This is a genomic window from Flavobacterium urumqiense, from assembly GCF_900108015.1.
GTDB lineage: Bacteria > Bacteroidota > Bacteroidia > Flavobacteriales > Flavobacteriaceae > Flavobacterium > Flavobacterium urumqiense.
The window spans coordinates 1-16,910 of the sequence record NZ_FNVP01000009.1 but is presented as its reverse complement, the minus strand read 5'-3'; the positions used below and the strand labels follow the sequence as shown (position 1 = coordinate 16,910).

16 protein-coding genes are annotated in these 16,910 nt (G+C 33.0%); 5 read left to right on the top strand and 11 right to left on the bottom strand.

The genetic code is table 11. From position 1 onward, the window contains the following. Window positions 1–40: 40 nt before the first annotated feature. On the top strand, window positions 41–841 hold the full coding sequence (locus C4S35_RS11200; RefSeq protein ID WP_104000250.1) for a 5'-nucleotidase C-terminal domain-containing protein: 801 nt from the start codon (window positions 41–43) through the stop codon (window positions 839–841). 161 nt (window positions 842–1,002) lie between these two features. Next, entirely contained in the window at window positions 1,003–1,914 is a 912-nt protein-coding gene (locus C4S35_RS11195) for a bifunctional metallophosphatase/5'-nucleotidase (RefSeq protein ID WP_104000249.1), read from the top strand. Here the strand turns inward: C4S35_RS11195 and C4S35_RS11190 are convergent. The 7 genes from C4S35_RS11190 to rpsF all read right to left on the bottom strand — a co-directional run bounded on the left by C4S35_RS11190 (window position 1,900) and on the right by rpsF (window position 9,679). After that, window positions 1,900–2,592, bottom strand: a complete 693-nt coding sequence (locus tag C4S35_RS11190; RefSeq protein WP_104000248.1) for a lysoplasmalogenase family protein — start codon at window positions 2,590–2,592, stop codon at window positions 1,900–1,902. The two genes, C4S35_RS11195 and C4S35_RS11190, sit on opposite strands and share 15 nt — an antisense overlap. After that, on the bottom strand, window positions 2,582–4,585 hold the full coding sequence (gene ligA, locus C4S35_RS11185; RefSeq protein ID WP_104000247.1) for an NAD-dependent DNA ligase LigA: 2,004 nt from the start codon (window positions 4,583–4,585) through the stop codon (window positions 2,582–2,584). The genes C4S35_RS11190 and ligA overlap by 11 nt, the downstream gene beginning before the upstream one ends. A gap of 76 nt (window positions 4,586–4,661) precedes the next feature. Then, on the bottom strand, window positions 4,662–5,135 hold the full coding sequence (locus tag C4S35_RS11180; protein WP_104000393.1) for a DUF6495 family protein: 474 nt from the start codon (window positions 5,133–5,135) through the stop codon (window positions 4,662–4,664). A 136-nt stretch (window positions 5,136–5,271) separates the two neighbouring features. Continuing rightward, a complete protein-coding gene (locus tag C4S35_RS11175) occupies window positions 5,272–8,433 on the bottom strand; it encodes a TonB-dependent receptor (RefSeq protein WP_104000246.1) in 3,162 nt (1,053 codons plus the stop codon). 96 nt (window positions 8,434–8,529) lie between these two features. After that, complete coding sequence (gene rplI / locus C4S35_RS11170; protein ID WP_104000245.1) at window positions 8,530–8,970, bottom strand: 50S ribosomal protein L9; 441 nt, start codon at window positions 8,968–8,970, stop codon at window positions 8,530–8,532. A 65-nt stretch (window positions 8,971–9,035) separates the two neighbouring features. Next, window positions 9,036–9,332, bottom strand: coding sequence for a 30S ribosomal protein S18 (rpsR, locus tag C4S35_RS11165; RefSeq protein WP_073206367.1), 297 nt, complete (start codon window positions 9,330–9,332; stop codon window positions 9,036–9,038). 5 nt (window positions 9,333–9,337) lie between these two features. Further along, window positions 9,338–9,679, bottom strand: a complete 342-nt coding sequence (rpsF, locus tag C4S35_RS11160) for a 30S ribosomal protein S6 (protein ID WP_035671622.1) — start codon at window positions 9,677–9,679, stop codon at window positions 9,338–9,340. Window positions 9,680–9,844: 165 nt separating this feature from the next. Between rpsF and C4S35_RS11155 the strand changes: the two genes are divergently transcribed. After that, window positions 9,845–10,540, top strand: a complete 696-nt coding sequence (locus tag C4S35_RS11155; RefSeq protein ID WP_104000244.1) for a LytR/AlgR family response regulator transcription factor — start codon at window positions 9,845–9,847, stop codon at window positions 10,538–10,540. 10 nt (window positions 10,541–10,550) lie between these two features. Here C4S35_RS11155 and priA read toward each other — a convergent pair whose 3' ends face one another. The 4 genes from priA to nadC all read right to left on the bottom strand — a co-directional run bounded on the left by priA (window position 10,551) and on the right by nadC (window position 15,387). Beyond that, complete coding sequence (priA, locus tag C4S35_RS11150; protein WP_104000243.1) at window positions 10,551–13,001, bottom strand: replication restart helicase PriA; 2,451 nt, start codon at window positions 12,999–13,001, stop codon at window positions 10,551–10,553. Window positions 13,002–13,090: 89 nt separating this feature from the next. Further along, window positions 13,091–13,522 carry a DUF2147 domain-containing protein gene (locus C4S35_RS11145; protein WP_104000242.1) on the bottom strand — a complete coding sequence of 144 codons (432 nt, stop codon included), beginning with the start codon at window positions 13,520–13,522 and terminating at the stop codon, window positions 13,091–13,093. A 99-nt stretch (window positions 13,523–13,621) separates the two neighbouring features. Next, window positions 13,622–14,533 carry a YihY/virulence factor BrkB family protein gene (locus tag C4S35_RS11140; RefSeq protein ID WP_104000241.1) on the bottom strand — a complete coding sequence of 304 codons (912 nt, stop codon included), beginning with the start codon at window positions 14,531–14,533 and terminating at the stop codon, window positions 13,622–13,624. Next, complete coding sequence (gene nadC, locus C4S35_RS11135) at window positions 14,530–15,387, bottom strand: carboxylating nicotinate-nucleotide diphosphorylase (RefSeq protein ID WP_104000240.1); 858 nt, start codon at window positions 15,385–15,387, stop codon at window positions 14,530–14,532. The genes C4S35_RS11140 and nadC overlap by 4 nt, the downstream gene beginning before the upstream one ends. Window positions 15,388–15,658: 271 nt before the next feature. Here nadC and C4S35_RS11130 point away from each other — a divergent pair, with 271 nt between their 5' ends. Further along, window positions 15,659–16,147 carry a hypothetical protein gene (locus tag C4S35_RS11130; protein WP_104000239.1) on the top strand — a complete coding sequence of 163 codons (489 nt, stop codon included), beginning with the start codon at window positions 15,659–15,661 and terminating at the stop codon, window positions 16,145–16,147. Window positions 16,148–16,268: 121 nt separating this feature from the next. Continuing rightward, window positions 16,269–16,760, top strand: coding sequence for a CIA30 family protein (locus C4S35_RS11125; RefSeq protein WP_244175260.1), 492 nt, complete (start codon window positions 16,269–16,271; stop codon window positions 16,758–16,760). Window positions 16,761–16,910 lie beyond the last annotated feature (150 nt).

Below are 16,910 nucleotides of genomic sequence, written 5' to 3'. Positions count from 1 at the left end.
TTACTTTATTACAAAATTAATTAATTAAGTCGCATTTAAAATGGTAAAACTAAAAAAGTATAACTATGTTTTAAAACTTTTTGTTATATTCTTAACATTTGTTTTTATTTTCTCCTGCAGCAAACAAAATTATCATGTTTCTAAAATAGAAGGCAAACAAATTCCCGTTACAGAAAAGGGAAATCTAGTTCCTAATCCGAGCGAACAGTCCAAGCAAATTGATAACTTCATTAAACCGTATAGAGAACATATTAATAAAGATTTAGACAGTGTTCTAGCCTATTGTCCTGTAACATTAGACAAAAGTTCTGGTAAATGGCAAACAACTATTGGAAATTTAATAGCTGACGTTACACTTAAGCGAGGCAACCTAGTATTTAATGCCAGAGAAAAAAAGAATATCGATATTTGTTTACTCAATAATGGTGGCATTCGGTCTATTCTTCCAAAAGGGAATGTTACGAGCAGAACGGCTTTTGAAATCATGCCTTTTGAAAACACTATGGTTGTTATAGCTTTGAAAGGAGAACACATTCTTGAATTGGTTGACTATTTTATCGCCGAAAAAAAACCACATCCAATCTCCGGAATTACTTTTACAATAGGCAAAGACAATGTTGCTAAAAATATATTAGTTCAAGGAAAATCGATTGAAAGAAACAAAATTTATTATGTAGGTACCAATGATTATTTATCAAATGGTGGTGACAATATGAGTTTCTTTAAAAAAGGAGTTCAGAAATTTGATTTGGATTACAAATTGCGAAATATTCTGATTGATTATTTCAAAGAAGTAGATACAATTCCTGTGGTAAATGATGTCAGAATTACTGTTGAATAAAATCAGGGTTCATTCTCAGCATTCATTTTGAATCGCCAGAAAATAGTTCCTTAAATATATAGCCCTAGCCCCGAGTGAAGTGAAAATCCTTTTTATCTGCCTTTTCGGCGGATAAAAAGATTGCAACGGAAAGCGGGAAATAGCTTCAAAAAAATAAAAAAATGAAAAGAAGAGTTTTTATAGAAAAAACAGCAGCCACCACGGCATTGTTAAGTTTAGGTTTATCTTTGAGCAGTTTTGAATCTAAGGAAACTAAACATCTGACGATTCTGCATACCAATGACGTGCACAGTTATATTGACCCGTTTCCTGCAAATCATCCCAGAAACCCAAATATGGGAGGTGTTGTTCGAAGAGCTGCTTTAATTGAAACAATTAGAAAGGAAAATCCAAATGTATTGTTACTTGATGCCGGTGATATATTTCAGGGAACGCCCTATTTTAACTATTATGGCGGTGAATTAGAGTTCAAATTGATGAGTATGATGAAGTATGATCTTTCGACTATAGGCAATCATGATTTTGACAATGGAGTTGAAGGATTGTATGCCCAAATGCCTCATGCTACGTTTGAATTCGTGTCGGCAAATTATGATTTTAAAAATACGGTTATGAATGGCCTAGTAAAACCTTATAAAATTTTCAATAAAAATGGAATCAAAGTGGGTGTTTTTGGACTCGGCATTGAATTGAATGGTTTGGTAGATAAAGCAATGTATAAAGAAACGGTATATAATAATCCTGTTGAAGCTGCACAAGATATGGTTCGCATATTAAAGAAAGAAAAAAAATGTGATTTAGTAATTTGCTTGTCGCATTTGGGATACAATTATAAAGACGAACCCAATAAACTTTGTGATTTAAAATTAGCGGCAATTACCCAAGATATTGACTTGATAATTGGTGGACACACCCATACTTTTCTTGATAAACCTACTGTTGTAAAAAATCTTGCTGGCAAAGACGTTTTAGTAAATCAAGTGGGTTGTTACGGAATTAATTTGGGTAGAATCGATTTTTATTTGGATAATGACAAGCAAAATTCATTTAAAGGAACATCAATTATTGTTTAATTTTCGTACAGATTTGTCATTTGCAATAAAGTAATTTACCATAAAAAAATACGAAAATACCTGAGTGCTTATTTCGATTAAACTAAAAGCGGAAAGTGATAAGTAAAATCCATTTAAAACATAAAATATATCCGAAAGCAAAAAACACAACGACATTAGAAGTAAATTTAGAAAAGCGAAATTGCTTTTTATAATATATTTTATAACCGATATGCAAATCAAAATGCTCAGTACGATACTGTAAATTACAATAATTGAAAAATCTGTTTTCATATTCTCAAATGGCAAGCTTAAAATAGTAATCGATAAAACAATCATTACAATTATTATACTTATCAAAGATAATAGATCTATTTTATCAAACTTTATCTTTTTCAATCCTCTCACAAGATGAATAATCAGCAGTAAATAAACAATCAAAAAACTGAGTACTGAGCCAATTTCTGAATCTACATATCGCATCAAAACAAAAACGTCTCCTATAAAAGAAAATATAAAAATGCCACCTTTTATTAAATCAATTTTATAATTATTTGTAGTTAGATAATATATAAAAATGGAGGATAATAAAAGAGATTTTGTGTAGAGCAAATATGATTCTTGCCCTACTAAAGTTAGTACCACAGTCAGAATACAAGCTAAAAAATAAAGTAAAAGAGATGGTGTTTTAGCTTTCATTTATCAATATCATAAAATCATCTTCGGAAATTATTGGCACATTTAGTTTATTTGCTTTTTCTAATTTTGCCGGTCCCATACTATCTCCTGCAACAACATAATCCGTTTTTGCCGAAATAGAACTTCCCACTTTCCCACCGTTATCTTCAATTGCTTTTTTCAAATCATCCCTTGAATATTTTTCGAAAACACCTGAAACTACAAAAGTTTTTCCTGACAGTTTGTTGGTTGCATTTGGATTTACTTTTTCAATAATTTCAAATTGAATTCCGTAACTTTTTAATCTTTCAATGATAATTTTATTTTCTTTATTTTCAAAAAAATCAATCACACTTTGTGCAATGCGATCTCCAATTTCATCCACCAAAACCAAATCCATCAAAGCAGCCTGACTTAACGCATCAATACTTTTATAATGTTTCGCTAATTTCTTAGCCACCGTTTCTCCCACAAAACGGATTCCAATAGCATACAAGACCCTTTCAAAAGGAATATTCTTTGAATTCTCTACCCCTTTCACTAAATTCTCTGCCGATTTTTGAGCCATTCTTTCCAAAGGCAGAATTTGTTCCACCGTCAATTCATACAAATCAGCATAATTATGTACTAATCCATTATTGAAGAGAAGCGCTACCGTTTCTCCGCCAAGACCTTCAATATCCATGGCTTTTCGTGAAATGTAATGTTGAATTCTTCCAATAATTTGTGGTGGACAACCACAAAAATTAGGACAATAATGATTTGCCTCGCCTTCACCTCTTACTAACTGCGTATCGCATTCCGGACAATGGGTGATGTATTTTGTAGGTTCTGAAGTCTCTGGACGTTTTGTCAAATCAACTGCAATAATTTTAGGAATAATCTCTCCTCCTTTTTCTACAAAAACAGTATCGCCAACACGTATGTCTAATTTCTCCATTTGATCCGCATTATGCAAGGAAGCGCGCTTTACTACTGTTCCCGCTAATTGCACCGGTTCTAAATTTGCCACTGGCGTAATCGCTCCTGTCCTTCCGACTTGGTATGAAATGGAAAGTAACTTTGTTGAAACTTGTTCTGATTTGAATTTGTAAGCAATTGCCCATCGAGGTGATTTGGCTGTAAAACCCAATTCATCCTGAAAATGAAAAGAATTTACTTTTACCACTACTCCATCCGTTTCATAAGGAAGTTGATGTCTGTGGATGTCCCAATAATCTATAAATTCAAAAACATCTTCTAAATTACCAGCTAATTTTGCTTCTTTGGGTACTTTAAATCCCCATTGTCTGGCCGTTTCTAATCCATCAAACTGAGAATTGAACGGTAATTTATTTCCAATTAAAAAATATAGTAAGCAATCCAATGGCCTTTTTGCAACTTCTGCACTGTCTTGTAATTTCAAACTTCCCGAAGCGGTATTTCTGGGATTTGAATACGGTAATTCACCAATTTCAATTAAGTCTTGGTTCATTTTTTCGAAACCGGCAAATGGTAAAATGATTTCACCACGAACATCAAATGTAGAAGGAAAATTGCCTTTTATCCTTAATGGAATTGATTTTATGGTTTTGATATTATTAGTCACATCATCCCCTTGAAAACCATCGCCACGAGTCACAGCTCTTTTTAATTTTCCGTTTTCGTAAGTAATACTGATTGATGCACCATCATATTTTAATTCGCAGGTATATTCTAATGGAACTTCTCCGAGAACTTTTTGAATGCGTTTTTCCCAATCTACTAATTCTTCTTTAGAATAGGAATTATCAAGAGAATACATTCGGTGTTCATGAGGAACGGTTTGAAAGTTTTTTGTAATCGTACCACCCACTCGTTGCGTAGGAGAATTTTCATCAAAGTATTCTGGATATTTATTTTCTAAATTTTGGAGTTCCTTTAATTTTAAATCAAATTCATAATCGGATATTATTGGTTTATCCAACACGTAATAATTATAATTGTGTTGATTTAATTCTTTGCTTAATGTTTGAATTGTATTTTGAATATCCATAGAAAATAAAAATTGGGTATTTTAGTTTTTGAAAAAGTGTATTAAAATAACTAATTTAAAAGAAATAGCACTATAATTACGATTCTATAATCGAATTTATTTGTTTGTATAAAAGACCATCACTCAAAAAAGCACCTTGCTGAATTAAAGCGAAAATCGAAGTATTGCGCTCCTCTGTAAATTCTTTTTTCCCGGTTTTCATTTCAATGGTTTCGGTAAACATATTATCGCTAAGCCATTGCAATCCTTCTCTGGTCAAAAAATCAGTTTCGGGAACCAATGATTTTAGAACGATTGATTGTACGTGAGTATCAAAGCATTCAAAAAGGAAGATGTGATTCTTAGAAAAATGTTCTAAATAAGTTGCTTTTGAAAGAACTCCTTCCCAAATCAAATCAGAGAAAACGTCTAATTCCTGTTCAGCCACTTCTGGTTTTTCAGCTTTAATTTTATCCCATTCCGCTTTATCAATTGCTTGAGTAGCTAAGAATGTGCTGAATTCCTGATTCAACTCTTCAAATTGTTCTTTTGTTAATCTAGAGTATTTCATTGTTATAATTTTTACCCGAAGGGCGCTAAGAAATAAAGTTTTTTTTGGCATTTAATTTCCGGTGCAAATTTAGATTTTTTAAACCAAAAAAAAGCCTTCTTTTTCAAGAAGGCTTTCATAATTTAATAATAATAATTTAGAATATATATCTAATTCCAAACTGCGCTTGCCATCTTGAAGCTAAACTAGCATCATAGTTGAAAGTTTTAGTCTGGGTACCATTAAATGTATAGGTTGGTACATTTGTAGTTTGATTAACCGAAACCCCAATTGGTTGTACACTTGTAGGTACTTGAACCAATCCCCAATCAGAATTTAATAAATTCCCTAAGTTCAATACATCAACACTAAATTGAATAGTATTCTTTTTATCTGAAGCGGAAGAGATTTTAAAGTTATAATCTTGCATTAATTTAAGATCCCATTTTCCTCTCCAAGGCGATAAAGCACCGTAACGCTCAACATACTGTCCTCTTCTACCATTTAAGTAATCATCCTGACTGATGAATTTATCAAAAGCGGCACCTTGTCCGGCTCCAGAAAAAATCATAGTATTGATTTGAGCAGTTGTAGGAATAAAAATTAAATCATTAGCCCCAGAACCATCATTGTTAATATCGCCTCCATAAGTATAGTTAAAACGACCGCCTTGAGCGTATTCAAAGAAAGTAGAAACAGTAGTTGCCCATTTGTCGTTGGTCCCGTATTTCCATTTTTTAGAACCCACTCCGATAAATCGATGTGTATCACCATATTTCGAATTTGAAAGAACATCATTGTTTACATTCCCTAAAGCAGGATTGAAATTAAAAGCATCACCTGTAATCTCAGCTTCTATTGAATTAACATCTTTAGATTTCAAATAGTTATAGGCTAAACTAGCAAATAATCCATTATCAAAAGTCTTTTGCACTTTTACAGAACCATTGAATGCACTACCTTTTTTTGAATTAGTCAATACATACGCGTGTGCTCTTGCAGGAAAACCGTATTCATTCCAAGTACCATAGTCATTAGATCCATAAATTGGTCTGTTGTCTGCACCTACTAATTGGCTTGTTGGTTTTTTCAATCCCCAATCTTGAACATGAACAGCATTTAAATCCTTGTTATAAGACATATCTACTGTAAGTATATAATTGTTTTCGAATTTATGATCAATACCTAAACTTGTTCTCCAAACTTGAGGAAATTTAAAATCATTATTAACCATTTCATAGAAAAATGGATCTGTACCTCCTACTTGATTTCCTACCCAAACAAATGGAAGTTTCCCAGTAAAAATACCAGAACCTCCACGTAATTGTGTTACCTTATTCCCATTTACATCCCAGTTGAACCCTACTCTAGGTGACCATAGTAATGCGTTTCCAGGTAATTTTGTAGAATCAAAATTTACAACACTACCATCTTTTGGATTGTAATAATTAATTGTAGGAACGTATCCTTCAGAATTATCTGTGTCAATAAATTTCTGAATTAATTCAGAAGTATTGAAATAAAGAGGTTTATCAGCTCTTAATCCATATATTAATTTGAAATTATCATTGATATTCCACTCGTCCTGAACATAAAATGCTAATTGACCAACAGTAGTTTCAGCTAGATTCCAACCACCATTAGCACCATCTTCTAATTTGTTTTTTGCCTCAAAAGTAGTTTGTGCCGCGGCAATTGCTGAAGCATAATACCCGTTTGCGATATTTGCATCGAAGCCAGCCATATTAACACTACCAAAAACATCAAAACCATATCCTTTTAAATTAAATGAATTTTTGAAAATGAACTTTTCAAAAGAAAAGCCTGCTGTGTAAGTATGATTTCCTTTTACAATATTTAAATTATCTGTTATTTGAATTACTTTTTGATCTAATTTATTGTTGATTGAGAATGGCTCATGCCCTGCAATAATATAAGGAGATCCATCTTTTGTTATAGTAATAACTGGAGCTGGTGCAGAAAATGGTTTTCTGAAATCATTAAAATGCGTGTATCCTGCCTGTAATTTATTTGTTACCGTTTCACTAAATTTAGAGTTCAATTCAACTAAAAAAGATTGAATTTGATTATTAATTTGGTAACCTGATTTTTCAAATTGCATTGTATTTATGTCAGGTCCTCTGCGGAAAATTGCAGTAGGATGCGCTGGCTTATCTTTTGAAGCATCTAGAAAATTATAAATAACGGCTAATTTATTATTATCATTTATATTCCAATCGAATTTGATAATTCCTTTATTCGAATCTGAGTTATGAGTAAAACCTTGATAAGCACCCGTATTATATCCTAACTTACCTAATTCTGTAGAAACATGCATTAAATCAGTAGCTGAAACTCTCGACTCATTTACCCCAGTTGTACTGTTCCCATCATTAGCAACAACACTTGATCCTAAATCACTTCTTTTATCAATTTCATAATTGGCAAAAAAGAATAATTTATCTTTCACAATTGGACCTCCAATACTTACACCTGCTTGAGTTTGTTCCAATGAAGGAACAAATATTTTTTCTCCATTAACTTTACTTCCGGTTAAATCCTGGTTTCTGTAAAATGAGTAAGCCGTTCCATGAAATTCATTAGTTCCAGACTTTGTAACTGCATTCACAGAAGCTCCTGTAAACCCAGATAATGTTACATCGTAAGGAGCAGTGGCAATCTGAATTTGATCAATAGCGTCTAATGAAATAGGTTGTGAATTTGTTTGCCCTCCTGGAGTAGCTGCATCTAATCCGAAAGGATTATTAAATACCGCCCCATTCAGTGAATAACTATTATACTGATCATTTCTACCACCAAAAGAACCGCCACTTGCTGAAGGCTCTAAACGTGTAAAATCCTCAGCAGATCTTGAGATAGATGGCAAAGTCGCTAATTCTCTTCGACCAATTGTAGTTTCAGCACCTGTTCTTCCGCTTGCAAAAACTTTATTTTTAGCACCAGTAACTTTTACTTCTTGTAATTTTTGACTTTCATCTTGCAAGAGGATGTCCAAACTAAATGCTTTACCTAATTCAAGATAAACATCATTAAATTCTTGATTTTGAAATCCTACATAAGTAACCGTGATTTTATAGGGTCCGCCAATTCTCATATTTAACAAATTGAACCTTCCATCAGCGTTTGACAGCGCAGAATACTTAGATCCTGTTGGAGTATGAACTGCTAAAACTGTTGCTCCCTGCAGTAAGTCAGCCGTCGAGCTTCTTACAATTCCCTTAATACTAGATGTAGTCGTTTGTGCAATCATCGTGTGAATAGAAAGCACAAAAAATAATAAACTAATAACTTTTTTCATATTTTATTTCTGATTTATTTTCTGCAAAATTAGGCAAAAAAAAAACCACTCCTAAGAGTGGTTTTTATAATTTATTAACAAATTGTTAACTAAATGTTATTTTTCAGCAACAATTTCGTAAGGCAATTCAACTATTACATCTCTGTGTAATCTAACGTTAGCAGCATATTTTCCTGTACGTTTAACAATTCCACTAGTAATAAATTTTCTGTCAATTACTTGACCACCTTTTGCTAATGCTTCAGCGATATCAATATTCGTGATTGAACCGAATAATTTTTCACCACCTGCTTTCGCGAAAATTTTGATTTCAATAGCTTTCAAAGCTTCAGCCAATGCTTTAGCGTCGTTTACTACTTTTTCTTCTTTATGAGCTCTTTGTTTTAGATTTTCAGCTAACACTTTCTTTGCAGAAGAAGTTGCTAAATGTGCGTGACCTTGTGGGATTAAAAAGTTACGACCGTAACCATTTTTTACCACTACAATATCATCTTTAAAGCCTAAATTTTGAACGTCTTTTCTTAAAATAAGTTCCATGTTGTTGTCCTTTGTTATAGAAGTTAGGTTTCATGTTTCAGAAAACCAACAACTGAGTTAAATTTTTATTTTAGTAAATCAGCCACATATGGCATTAATGCTATGTGACGCGCTCTTTTTACAGCTACAGACACTTTCCTTTGGTACTTTAATGAAGTTCCTGTTAAACGACGAGGAAGAATTTTCCCTTGTTCATTCACAAATTTCAATAAGAAATCAGCATCTTTATAATCAATATATTTGATACCTGATTTTTTGAAACGACAATACTTTTTTTGTTTGTTTGTTTCTATGTTCAAAGGCGTAAGATATCTGATATCCCCGTCTTTTTTTCCTGAAGCCGATTGTTGTAATGTTGCCATGATAATTAAGCTTTTGTAGATTTTAATTTAGTTCTTCTTCTTTCAGCCCAAGAAATAGCGTGTTTATCTAAACTTACAGTTAAGAAACGCATTACTCTTTCGTCACGTCTAAATTCAGTTTCAAAAGCAATAAGAACTTCTCCTGCTACTTTAAATTCAAATAAATGGTAGAAACCACTTTTTTTGTTTTGAATTTCGTAAGCCATCTTTTTAAGACCCCAGTCTTCTTTCGATACCATTTCAGCTCCACGACTAGTAAGAAAATCTTCAAATTTGCTTACTGTTTCCTTTACCTGAACTTCAGATAAAACGGGATTTAAAATGAAAACAGTTTCATAATGATTCATAAATATGTATTTATTTGTTAAATTGGCTGCAAAAGTAGCAAATTGTTTTATATAAACAAGCGTTATTTTGCTTTAATCGTTATACAGCAAAAAAAAAAGATTGCTATTAGCTTTATTAATAATTTAATGTTAAATTTACTAATCCAAATCTAAAATAAAAAAATTATGAAACTTAATTGCGTAATAGTTGATGATAGTTCCATTCAAAGAATGATTATCGCAAAGTTAGTCAATAATCACACAAACTTACATTTAATTGGGGATTTTTCGAACGCGATTGAAGCTAGAAGCTGCATGTCTGTGCACAATGTAGATTTAATATTTTTAGATATTGAAATGCCTGTTATCAGTGGTTTTGATTTTTTAGATGGTTTAAAAATAAAACCACAAATAATTTTCATTACATCCAAGGCAGAGTATGCAATGAAAGCATTTGATTATGACGCCACTGACTATTTGCAAAAACCAATTGCCATCGATCGATTCAATGCATCGGTGAGAAGGGCAATAGATCTACATGCACTCAAAAAAGAAAATAAAGAAGAAGAAGGCGATCATATTTTCATTAAAAGCAATTTAAAAAAACTAAAAATTTATACTTCAAAAATAAAGTGGATTGAAGCTTTTGGAGATTACGTTAGAGTAGTTACCGAAGAAGATAGTAATCTGGTGCTTTCTACCATGAAATCTTTTGAAAATGACTTATCTAAAGAAAAATTCATCAGAGTACATAAATCATACATTATCAATATTGACAAAGTAGAACGTTTCAATAGTAAATTTGCTGAAATTGGAATTACAAAAATTCCTTTAAGCCGAAATAAAAAAGAAGATTTAGTTAAAGCATTATCATTTGCATAAAAAACTACTTTTAATAAAAATCAACATTTAGCGTAACTTTTATAGCTCTGTATTGAGCAACAGCCTCAAAACTATTCAGAATCTTTTGAATAGTTTTTTTTGTGGTCGTAATTGAAGTTTCTTGTGGAATTTTAATAATTATTGTTCGTATAAATTCATTCCTAATTCTACTAATCGCAGGCTCTTCAGGGCCTAGTACCTGCATATTCAAGTTTTGAGTCAATACTTGATACAACCACATAGAACCTTCTTTTAACTTATCAAAATCGCGCTGTTTTAGTGTTAGTTTAATGATTCTGAAATAAGGCGGGTATTTATAGATTTGCCTGTCATACAATTGCTCATTATACATTCCTAAATAATCATTATTGGTTACTTGCTGAATGGTATTGTGATTGGGATTATAGGTTTGTATAATTACTTTTCCTTGTTTCTCTGAACGTCCGGCACGACCAGCTACTTGTGTCATCATTTGGAAACTTCTCTCAAAAGCCCTGAAATCAGGATGATACAACATATTATCCGCATTCATGATCCCAACTAAACTCACATTGTCAAAATCCAATCCTTTGGCTAGCATTTGCGTTCCTACAAGAATATCTATTTCTCTATTCTTGAAACTATCGATAATTTTCTCGAAACCAAATTTCCCTCTTGTTGTATCCTGATCCATTCTTCCCGTTTTTGCACTTGGAAAAATAGCGATTAATTCCTGTTCAATTTGTTCTGTTCCAAAGCCTTTTGTAGCTAAATCAACACTGGAACAAGAATGGCAATGAGTCGGTTTTGCCATTGTATAACCGCAATAATGGCAACGCAATTGGTTTTTATGCTTATGATACGTCAAACTCACGTCACATTGTTGACACTGTGGCACAAGACCACAAGTCATACATTCTATTATTGGAGAATAGCCTCTTCTATTTTGAAATAAAATTACTTGTTCGCCTAATGATAATGCATTGGTAATTTCCTCAATTAATACATCGCTAAAATGTCCTGTCATTTTTTTGCGAAAATATTTATCTTTTAAATCTACCAATTCAATATTTGGCATCATAACGTTTCCAAATCGTTCTGAAATCTCTACTAATCCAAATTTTCCCGACTTGGCATTGAAATACGTTTCTAAGCTTGGTGTTGCAGAACCTAATAAAACCTTTGATTTATGCGAATGAGCTAAAACGATGGCGGCATCGCGTGCATGATAACGCGGCGCTGGATCTACTTGCTTGAAAGTTTGTTCGTGCTCTTCGTCTACAATTATGAATCCCAGATTATGAAAGGGCAAAAATAAGGCTGACCTCGCTCCTATCACTATTTGGGCTTTTTCGGAATTCTGTAAAACTTGATTCCAAACTTCGACGCGCTCGTTATTATTATATTTCGAATGATAAACAGCTACTTTATTACCAAAATAAGTTCTTAACCTTCCCACTAATTGAGTCGTCAAAGCAATTTCAGGTAACAAATACAATACTTGTTTTCCTGAATCGATATATTCTTCGATGAGTTTGATGTAAATCTCGGTTTTACCGCTGGAAGTTACACCGTGTAAAAGACAAACTTCTTTTAATGTAAAATTTTCTTTAATCCCATCAAAGGCCGTTTGTTGTGTGGTACTTAATTGAAGTAATTCATCCGTTATTTTACCTTTAAAATTTACTCGGTCTTCCTGAAGAAAATAATCCTCGAATATTTCTTTTTCGATTAAAGCTTTTACAATACCGGAAGAAGAATTGGTTGCCTCGATCAGTTTTTTTACCGTTAGCGGCTTCTTTTCCGTAGCGCTCAACTGAAAATAACTTAATACGATTTCCTTTTGTTTGTTGGCATTTTTTAGTGTTTCAAGCAATTCACTTAATCCAGCATTCGATTCATATTTAGAATGCAATCGCACGTACCGAACTAATTTGGGTTTATAGGTTTCAAGCATTTCTTCCTGTAGCACCAAAATATTTTTATCAATCAGTTTTTGAATTACAGGAAAGATGTTTTTCTTGTTTAAAATTGATATAATATCCTGAACTTTCAGTGAATTTTGTTGCTGCAAGGCCTGATAAACCAGATATTCATCATCAGAAAGCAGACTTTCGTCTACAAATAAATCTTCCTTGTGAGTAATTAGCGTTTCGCTTTCCAGTAATAGCGCACTGGGCATTGCACCACGATAAACATCACCAATGGCACACATATAATAGGAAGCAATCCATTGCCAATGTGCAATTTGGATCTCGGTTACAATAGGTTTTTCGTCAAGAATTTGATGGATTTCTTTAGCTTCGTATAATTCAGGTTTGTTTTGGTGAATTTCGATAACTAAAGCCGTGTAAATTTTACTTTTGCCAAAAGGTACTGCAACACGCATTCCTTTTTTTAGATAATGGAATTCGGCTTCAGAAACCATGTAAGTAAAGGTTTTGGCAAGCGAAAGCGGTAAAATTACTTCTACGAAATACATTTTTAAATTATAAATTAGGATTCGAAATTATAAGTTATGAATTAATGGCTCTGGAATTAACCAATAATTCATAACTTACAAACTTTTTGCTACTTTGCTCTGTACCAATATTGTGTTCTTCCAAACAATGAAATTCCAACAAATCCACGGACTTTAAGTTTGTCTTTAGATTCTAAAGTGACTGTACATTTGTAGCTTTTTCCGTTTTTAGGATCCAAGATTTTTCCATTCGTATAGTCAACCCCTTCTTTTGTCAATCCTTTTATGATTATCATTCCAAGAATTGGTTTGTTTTTATCACTTCCCGAACATTCGCTGCACACGTTATTTTTATGCTCCACGTCTAGTATTTCGACCACTTTTCCGTAAATTTTTCCAGATTTTTCGTAGATTTCAACTATTGATTTTGCTTTACCGGTTTCGTCGTCGATAGTTTTCCATTTTCCGATAACGGTTTGGTTTTGAGCATAAAAAATGGTTGTAAAAAATAATGCTGCGACAATTAAAATGTTGTTTTTCATAATGGTTTTTTTTTAGCCCTGATGGAAGCGGAAATCCTTTTTATTCGCCTTTTGGCGGAAAAAAGATTGAAGCGGACAGCAGGAAATAGCTCCTAAAAACTATTCTTCTTTTTTGATTTTTAATTTGTTTACTGTTGCGTTTAACTCGAATCCCAGAAGTAATATCATACAGTTGATCCAAATGTAGAACATTAAGATTAATAATGTACCTATTGATCCATACAATTCGTTATATTTTGAAAATCTTATTACCCAAATACCAAAAATATAGGAATCCAATAGTATTAGGATTGTTGTAAAAACAGAACCAATCGATATAAAAGCCCTGTTTTTGTCGTGTTTTGTACCAAACTTAAACAGTATGGAGGTAGTGGCTAATATCATCAGAATTACAAATGCATATCTCCCTAAAATAATCAATTGATTGACATCGCTAAAGACCGTTTTTTGAATAAATACTTCGAAAACTACAATTGTTGAAATGGTTACTATCAACAACAATGACAACAATAAGGACATGCCTAAAGCAACTATGTATTGATGTATAAATCCTCTTTTGACAAGGACATGGCGAGAGGACTCAAAACCTCCAAGAATCCCATTCAATCCATTTGCCATCAAGAAAATAGACAATATAAAACCGGAAGATAATAATCCGGAATGGCTATTGTGGAGAATATCATTTATAATTTTATAAATGGCATCATAGGTATTTGGGGGAACGCCTTGTCTTACAAACTGAAGAAAATCACTTTGAAAACCTTCGATAGGAATGTATGGAATCAAGTTTAAAATGAATAGCGCAAACGGAAATAATGCCATGAAAAAACTAAATGCAATGGCACTGGCATGATAGGTCAAGGCGCTTTCGACGATTCCTAACCCATACAATTCTAATAAATCATATAACGACAATCCCTGCAACCAAGGGAGTTTTATCTTTTTTAATCCGCGGACAAGATTCCTTATTATGGGAATTCTTTCTATTCTTTCTTCTATTTCCTTACTCATATTGCTTTTAGGCTCAAATCCATGTTATAAACAGAATGCGTTAAGGCTCCCGATGATATATAATTTACACCACATTCTGCGTAATGACGAATCGTTTCTTCATTGATATTTCCTGAGGATTCCGTTAAGCATTTGTTTCCAATTAAAGTTACCGCTTTTCGAGTGTCTTCATAATTGAAATTGTCTATCAAGATTCTATAAACACCTTCGCTCTCCAAGATTTCTTTGATTTCATCCAAGTTTCTGGCTTCGACAATGATTTTTAGATCCAGCTTATTTTCTTTCAGATATGCTTTGGTTTTGGCTATTGCCAAAGTGATTCCACCCGCAAAATCGTTGTGATTGTCCTTGAGCATAATCATATCATACAAAGCAAAACGATGGTTTTCGCCTCCGCCGATTTTCACTGCCCATTTCTCACAAGCTCTGAAACCAGGTGTCGTTTTGCGTGTGTCGAGTATTTTAGTATTGGTTCCTTCCAAAAGCTTTACATATTTTTTGGTTTTGGTAGCGATTGCCGACATTCTTTGCATCGAATTCAAAACAACCCGTTCCGATTTCAAGATGGATTGTGAACTTCCTGAAACATGAAAGATAATATCACCTTTTTTTACTGGCGTTCCATCTTCAATAAAAGTTTCTATTTGCAAATTAGAATCTACAAATTGAAAAACCATTTTGGCAAAAGCCACACCGGCAATTATACCGTCCTCTTTTACAAGCAACTTAGCTTTACCCGTTGCAATTGCAGGAATACAAGCCAAAGAGCTGTAATCTCCAGGACCAACATCTTCCCGGATGGCATTTTTTATTAGTATTTGTAATTCGTTATTGAATTGTGCTTCGCTAATCATTATATAGGAAATTTATTGGAATGCTAAAGTAAGATATATTTTGTGGATTTGAAAATATGTGCGCTTGGTTCTTGTGAAAAGAAACAAATTATTCTATTTTTAAAAAAGCATTGTCCAGTGTGAAAGAGGAGAATGTAAAGTAATGCTGCATTAGAAATTCTAAATATTGACATTCAACATAAAGAGATTAAAATGAATTAAATCAGATCTATTACTTTGGAGTAAATTATTAAAATCTTATATTTGAGTCGGTAACATAAAAAAACTGACTATGAAATCTTTTTTAAGCCTCCTTCTAGTATCCTCACTATTGTCAATTTCTTGCAAAAAAGAAGTCGAGCCGCAAAATAGCGCTACTCCAACAAACATGGTTCCATTTACTGAAGTTGGTAAACAAATGCGTAATCAATCTACAATCAAGTCTCAGGCAGAGCAAAATTCTAATGTAGTTAATCAAAATCAAGCCACAGCAACTCCAAGTCCTGTTGCCAAAGGAATGAATCCAGCGCATGGTCAACCCTTGCATCGTTGCGATATTCCTGTTGGTCAACCATTAAATTCTCCTGTAGCCACCGCTAAAAATACTCCTGTAACACAGCAAATAACTTCCCAACAAAGTCAATCGGCTGCAACTAATCCAACAAAAGCCACTACAGCTCCAATTGTTACAACACCTACTGCTGAGGGAATGAACCCACCACATGGTCAAACAAACCATAGATGCGATATTACTGTTGGTGCACCATTGCCTAAATCATGATTATATAGCAAGGAAATTTAGGGCACAAACCATGATGATTTTGCAGGTTTTAGATTCACAAAAATTTGTTGCAGATAAAATAAGAACTTATGTATTTTACATTATTTAAAAAACAACCACATTGAAACCTATTTTGATTTTCGAATTTAATTTAAATACTGATATCACTAGTTGGAAAATTGTCAATGATGTAGTAATGGGCGGTAAATCAGAAAGCAATTTCTATCTCGATCAGCGTGGAAACGGAACTTTTGAAGGTCACGTATCATTAGATAGTAACGGCGGGTTTTGTTCGGTAAAATATATTTTTGAACCAATAACGATAAGCAAAACTAAATTTATTTGTATTCTACTTAAAGGAGATGGCAAAAAATACCAATTTAGAGTGAAGTCCCATCGTGTTGATCCCCATTCTTATGTGTATTCGTTTCGAACTTCTACCGATTGGCAAACCATTAAAATTCCAATTTCCGAATTACATCCCACTTTTAGGGGGCGTAAATTAGATATACCGAATTACGATGGCTCAAATTTAGAAGAAATTGCGTTCTTGATTGGCAATAAAAAAGAAGAAATTTATCAATTACATATTGCTAGAATTGAGGTGCTGTAATTTAAAAATTAATTGGATTAATTACTCCTATATAAAAGGTAAATCAGCATTTTACTATGCTGACCCCCAAAATTCGGACAATATATCCCAACTAATTTAGATAGGAATAAAAACCTTAAATTAGCACTAATATGTCAAGAACAAGAAGAA

What these genes read in the sequence shown, in the direction of transcription:
- C4S35_RS11200 (WP_104000250.1), top strand. Translation starts at nt 41, where the DNA reads ATGGTAAAACTAAAAAAGTATAACTATGTTTTAAAACTTTTTGTTATA.
- C4S35_RS11195 (WP_104000249.1), top strand. Translation starts at nt 1,003, where the DNA reads ATGAAAAGAAGAGTTTTTATAGAAAAAACAGCAGCCACCACGGCATTG.
- C4S35_RS11190 (WP_104000248.1), bottom strand. Translation starts at nt 2,592, where the DNA reads ATGAAAGCTAAAACACCATCTCTTTTACTTTATTTTTTAGCTTGTATT.
- ligA (WP_104000247.1), bottom strand. Translation starts at nt 4,585, where the DNA reads ATGGATATTCAAAATACAATTCAAACATTAAGCAAAGAATTAAATCAA.
- C4S35_RS11180 (WP_104000393.1), bottom strand. Translation starts at nt 5,135, where the DNA reads ATGAAATACTCTAGATTAACAAAAGAACAATTTGAAGAGTTGAATCAG.
- C4S35_RS11175 (WP_104000246.1), bottom strand. Translation starts at nt 8,433, where the DNA reads ATGAAAAAAGTTATTAGTTTATTATTTTTTGTGCTTTCTATTCACACG.
- rplI (WP_104000245.1), bottom strand. Translation starts at nt 8,970, where the DNA reads ATGGAACTTATTTTAAGAAAAGACGTTCAAAATTTAGGCTTTAAAGAT.
- rpsR (WP_073206367.1), bottom strand. Translation starts at nt 9,332, where the DNA reads ATGGCAACATTACAACAATCGGCTTCAGGAAAAAAAGACGGGGATATC.
- rpsF (WP_035671622.1), bottom strand. Translation starts at nt 9,679, where the DNA reads ATGAATCATTATGAAACTGTTTTCATTTTAAATCCCGTTTTATCTGAA.
- C4S35_RS11155 (WP_104000244.1), top strand. Translation starts at nt 9,845, where the DNA reads ATGAAACTTAATTGCGTAATAGTTGATGATAGTTCCATTCAAAGAATG.
- priA (WP_104000243.1), bottom strand. Translation starts at nt 13,001, where the DNA reads ATGTATTTCGTAGAAGTAATTTTACCGCTTTCGCTTGCCAAAACCTTT.
- C4S35_RS11145 (WP_104000242.1), bottom strand. Translation starts at nt 13,522, where the DNA reads ATGAAAAACAACATTTTAATTGTCGCAGCATTATTTTTTACAACCATT.
- C4S35_RS11140 (WP_104000241.1), bottom strand. Translation starts at nt 14,533, where the DNA reads ATGAGTAAGGAAATAGAAGAAAGAATAGAAAGAATTCCCATAATAAGG.
- nadC (WP_104000240.1), bottom strand. Translation starts at nt 15,387, where the DNA reads ATGATTAGCGAAGCACAATTCAATAACGAATTACAAATACTAATAAAA.
- C4S35_RS11130 (WP_104000239.1), top strand. Translation starts at nt 15,659, where the DNA reads ATGAAATCTTTTTTAAGCCTCCTTCTAGTATCCTCACTATTGTCAATT.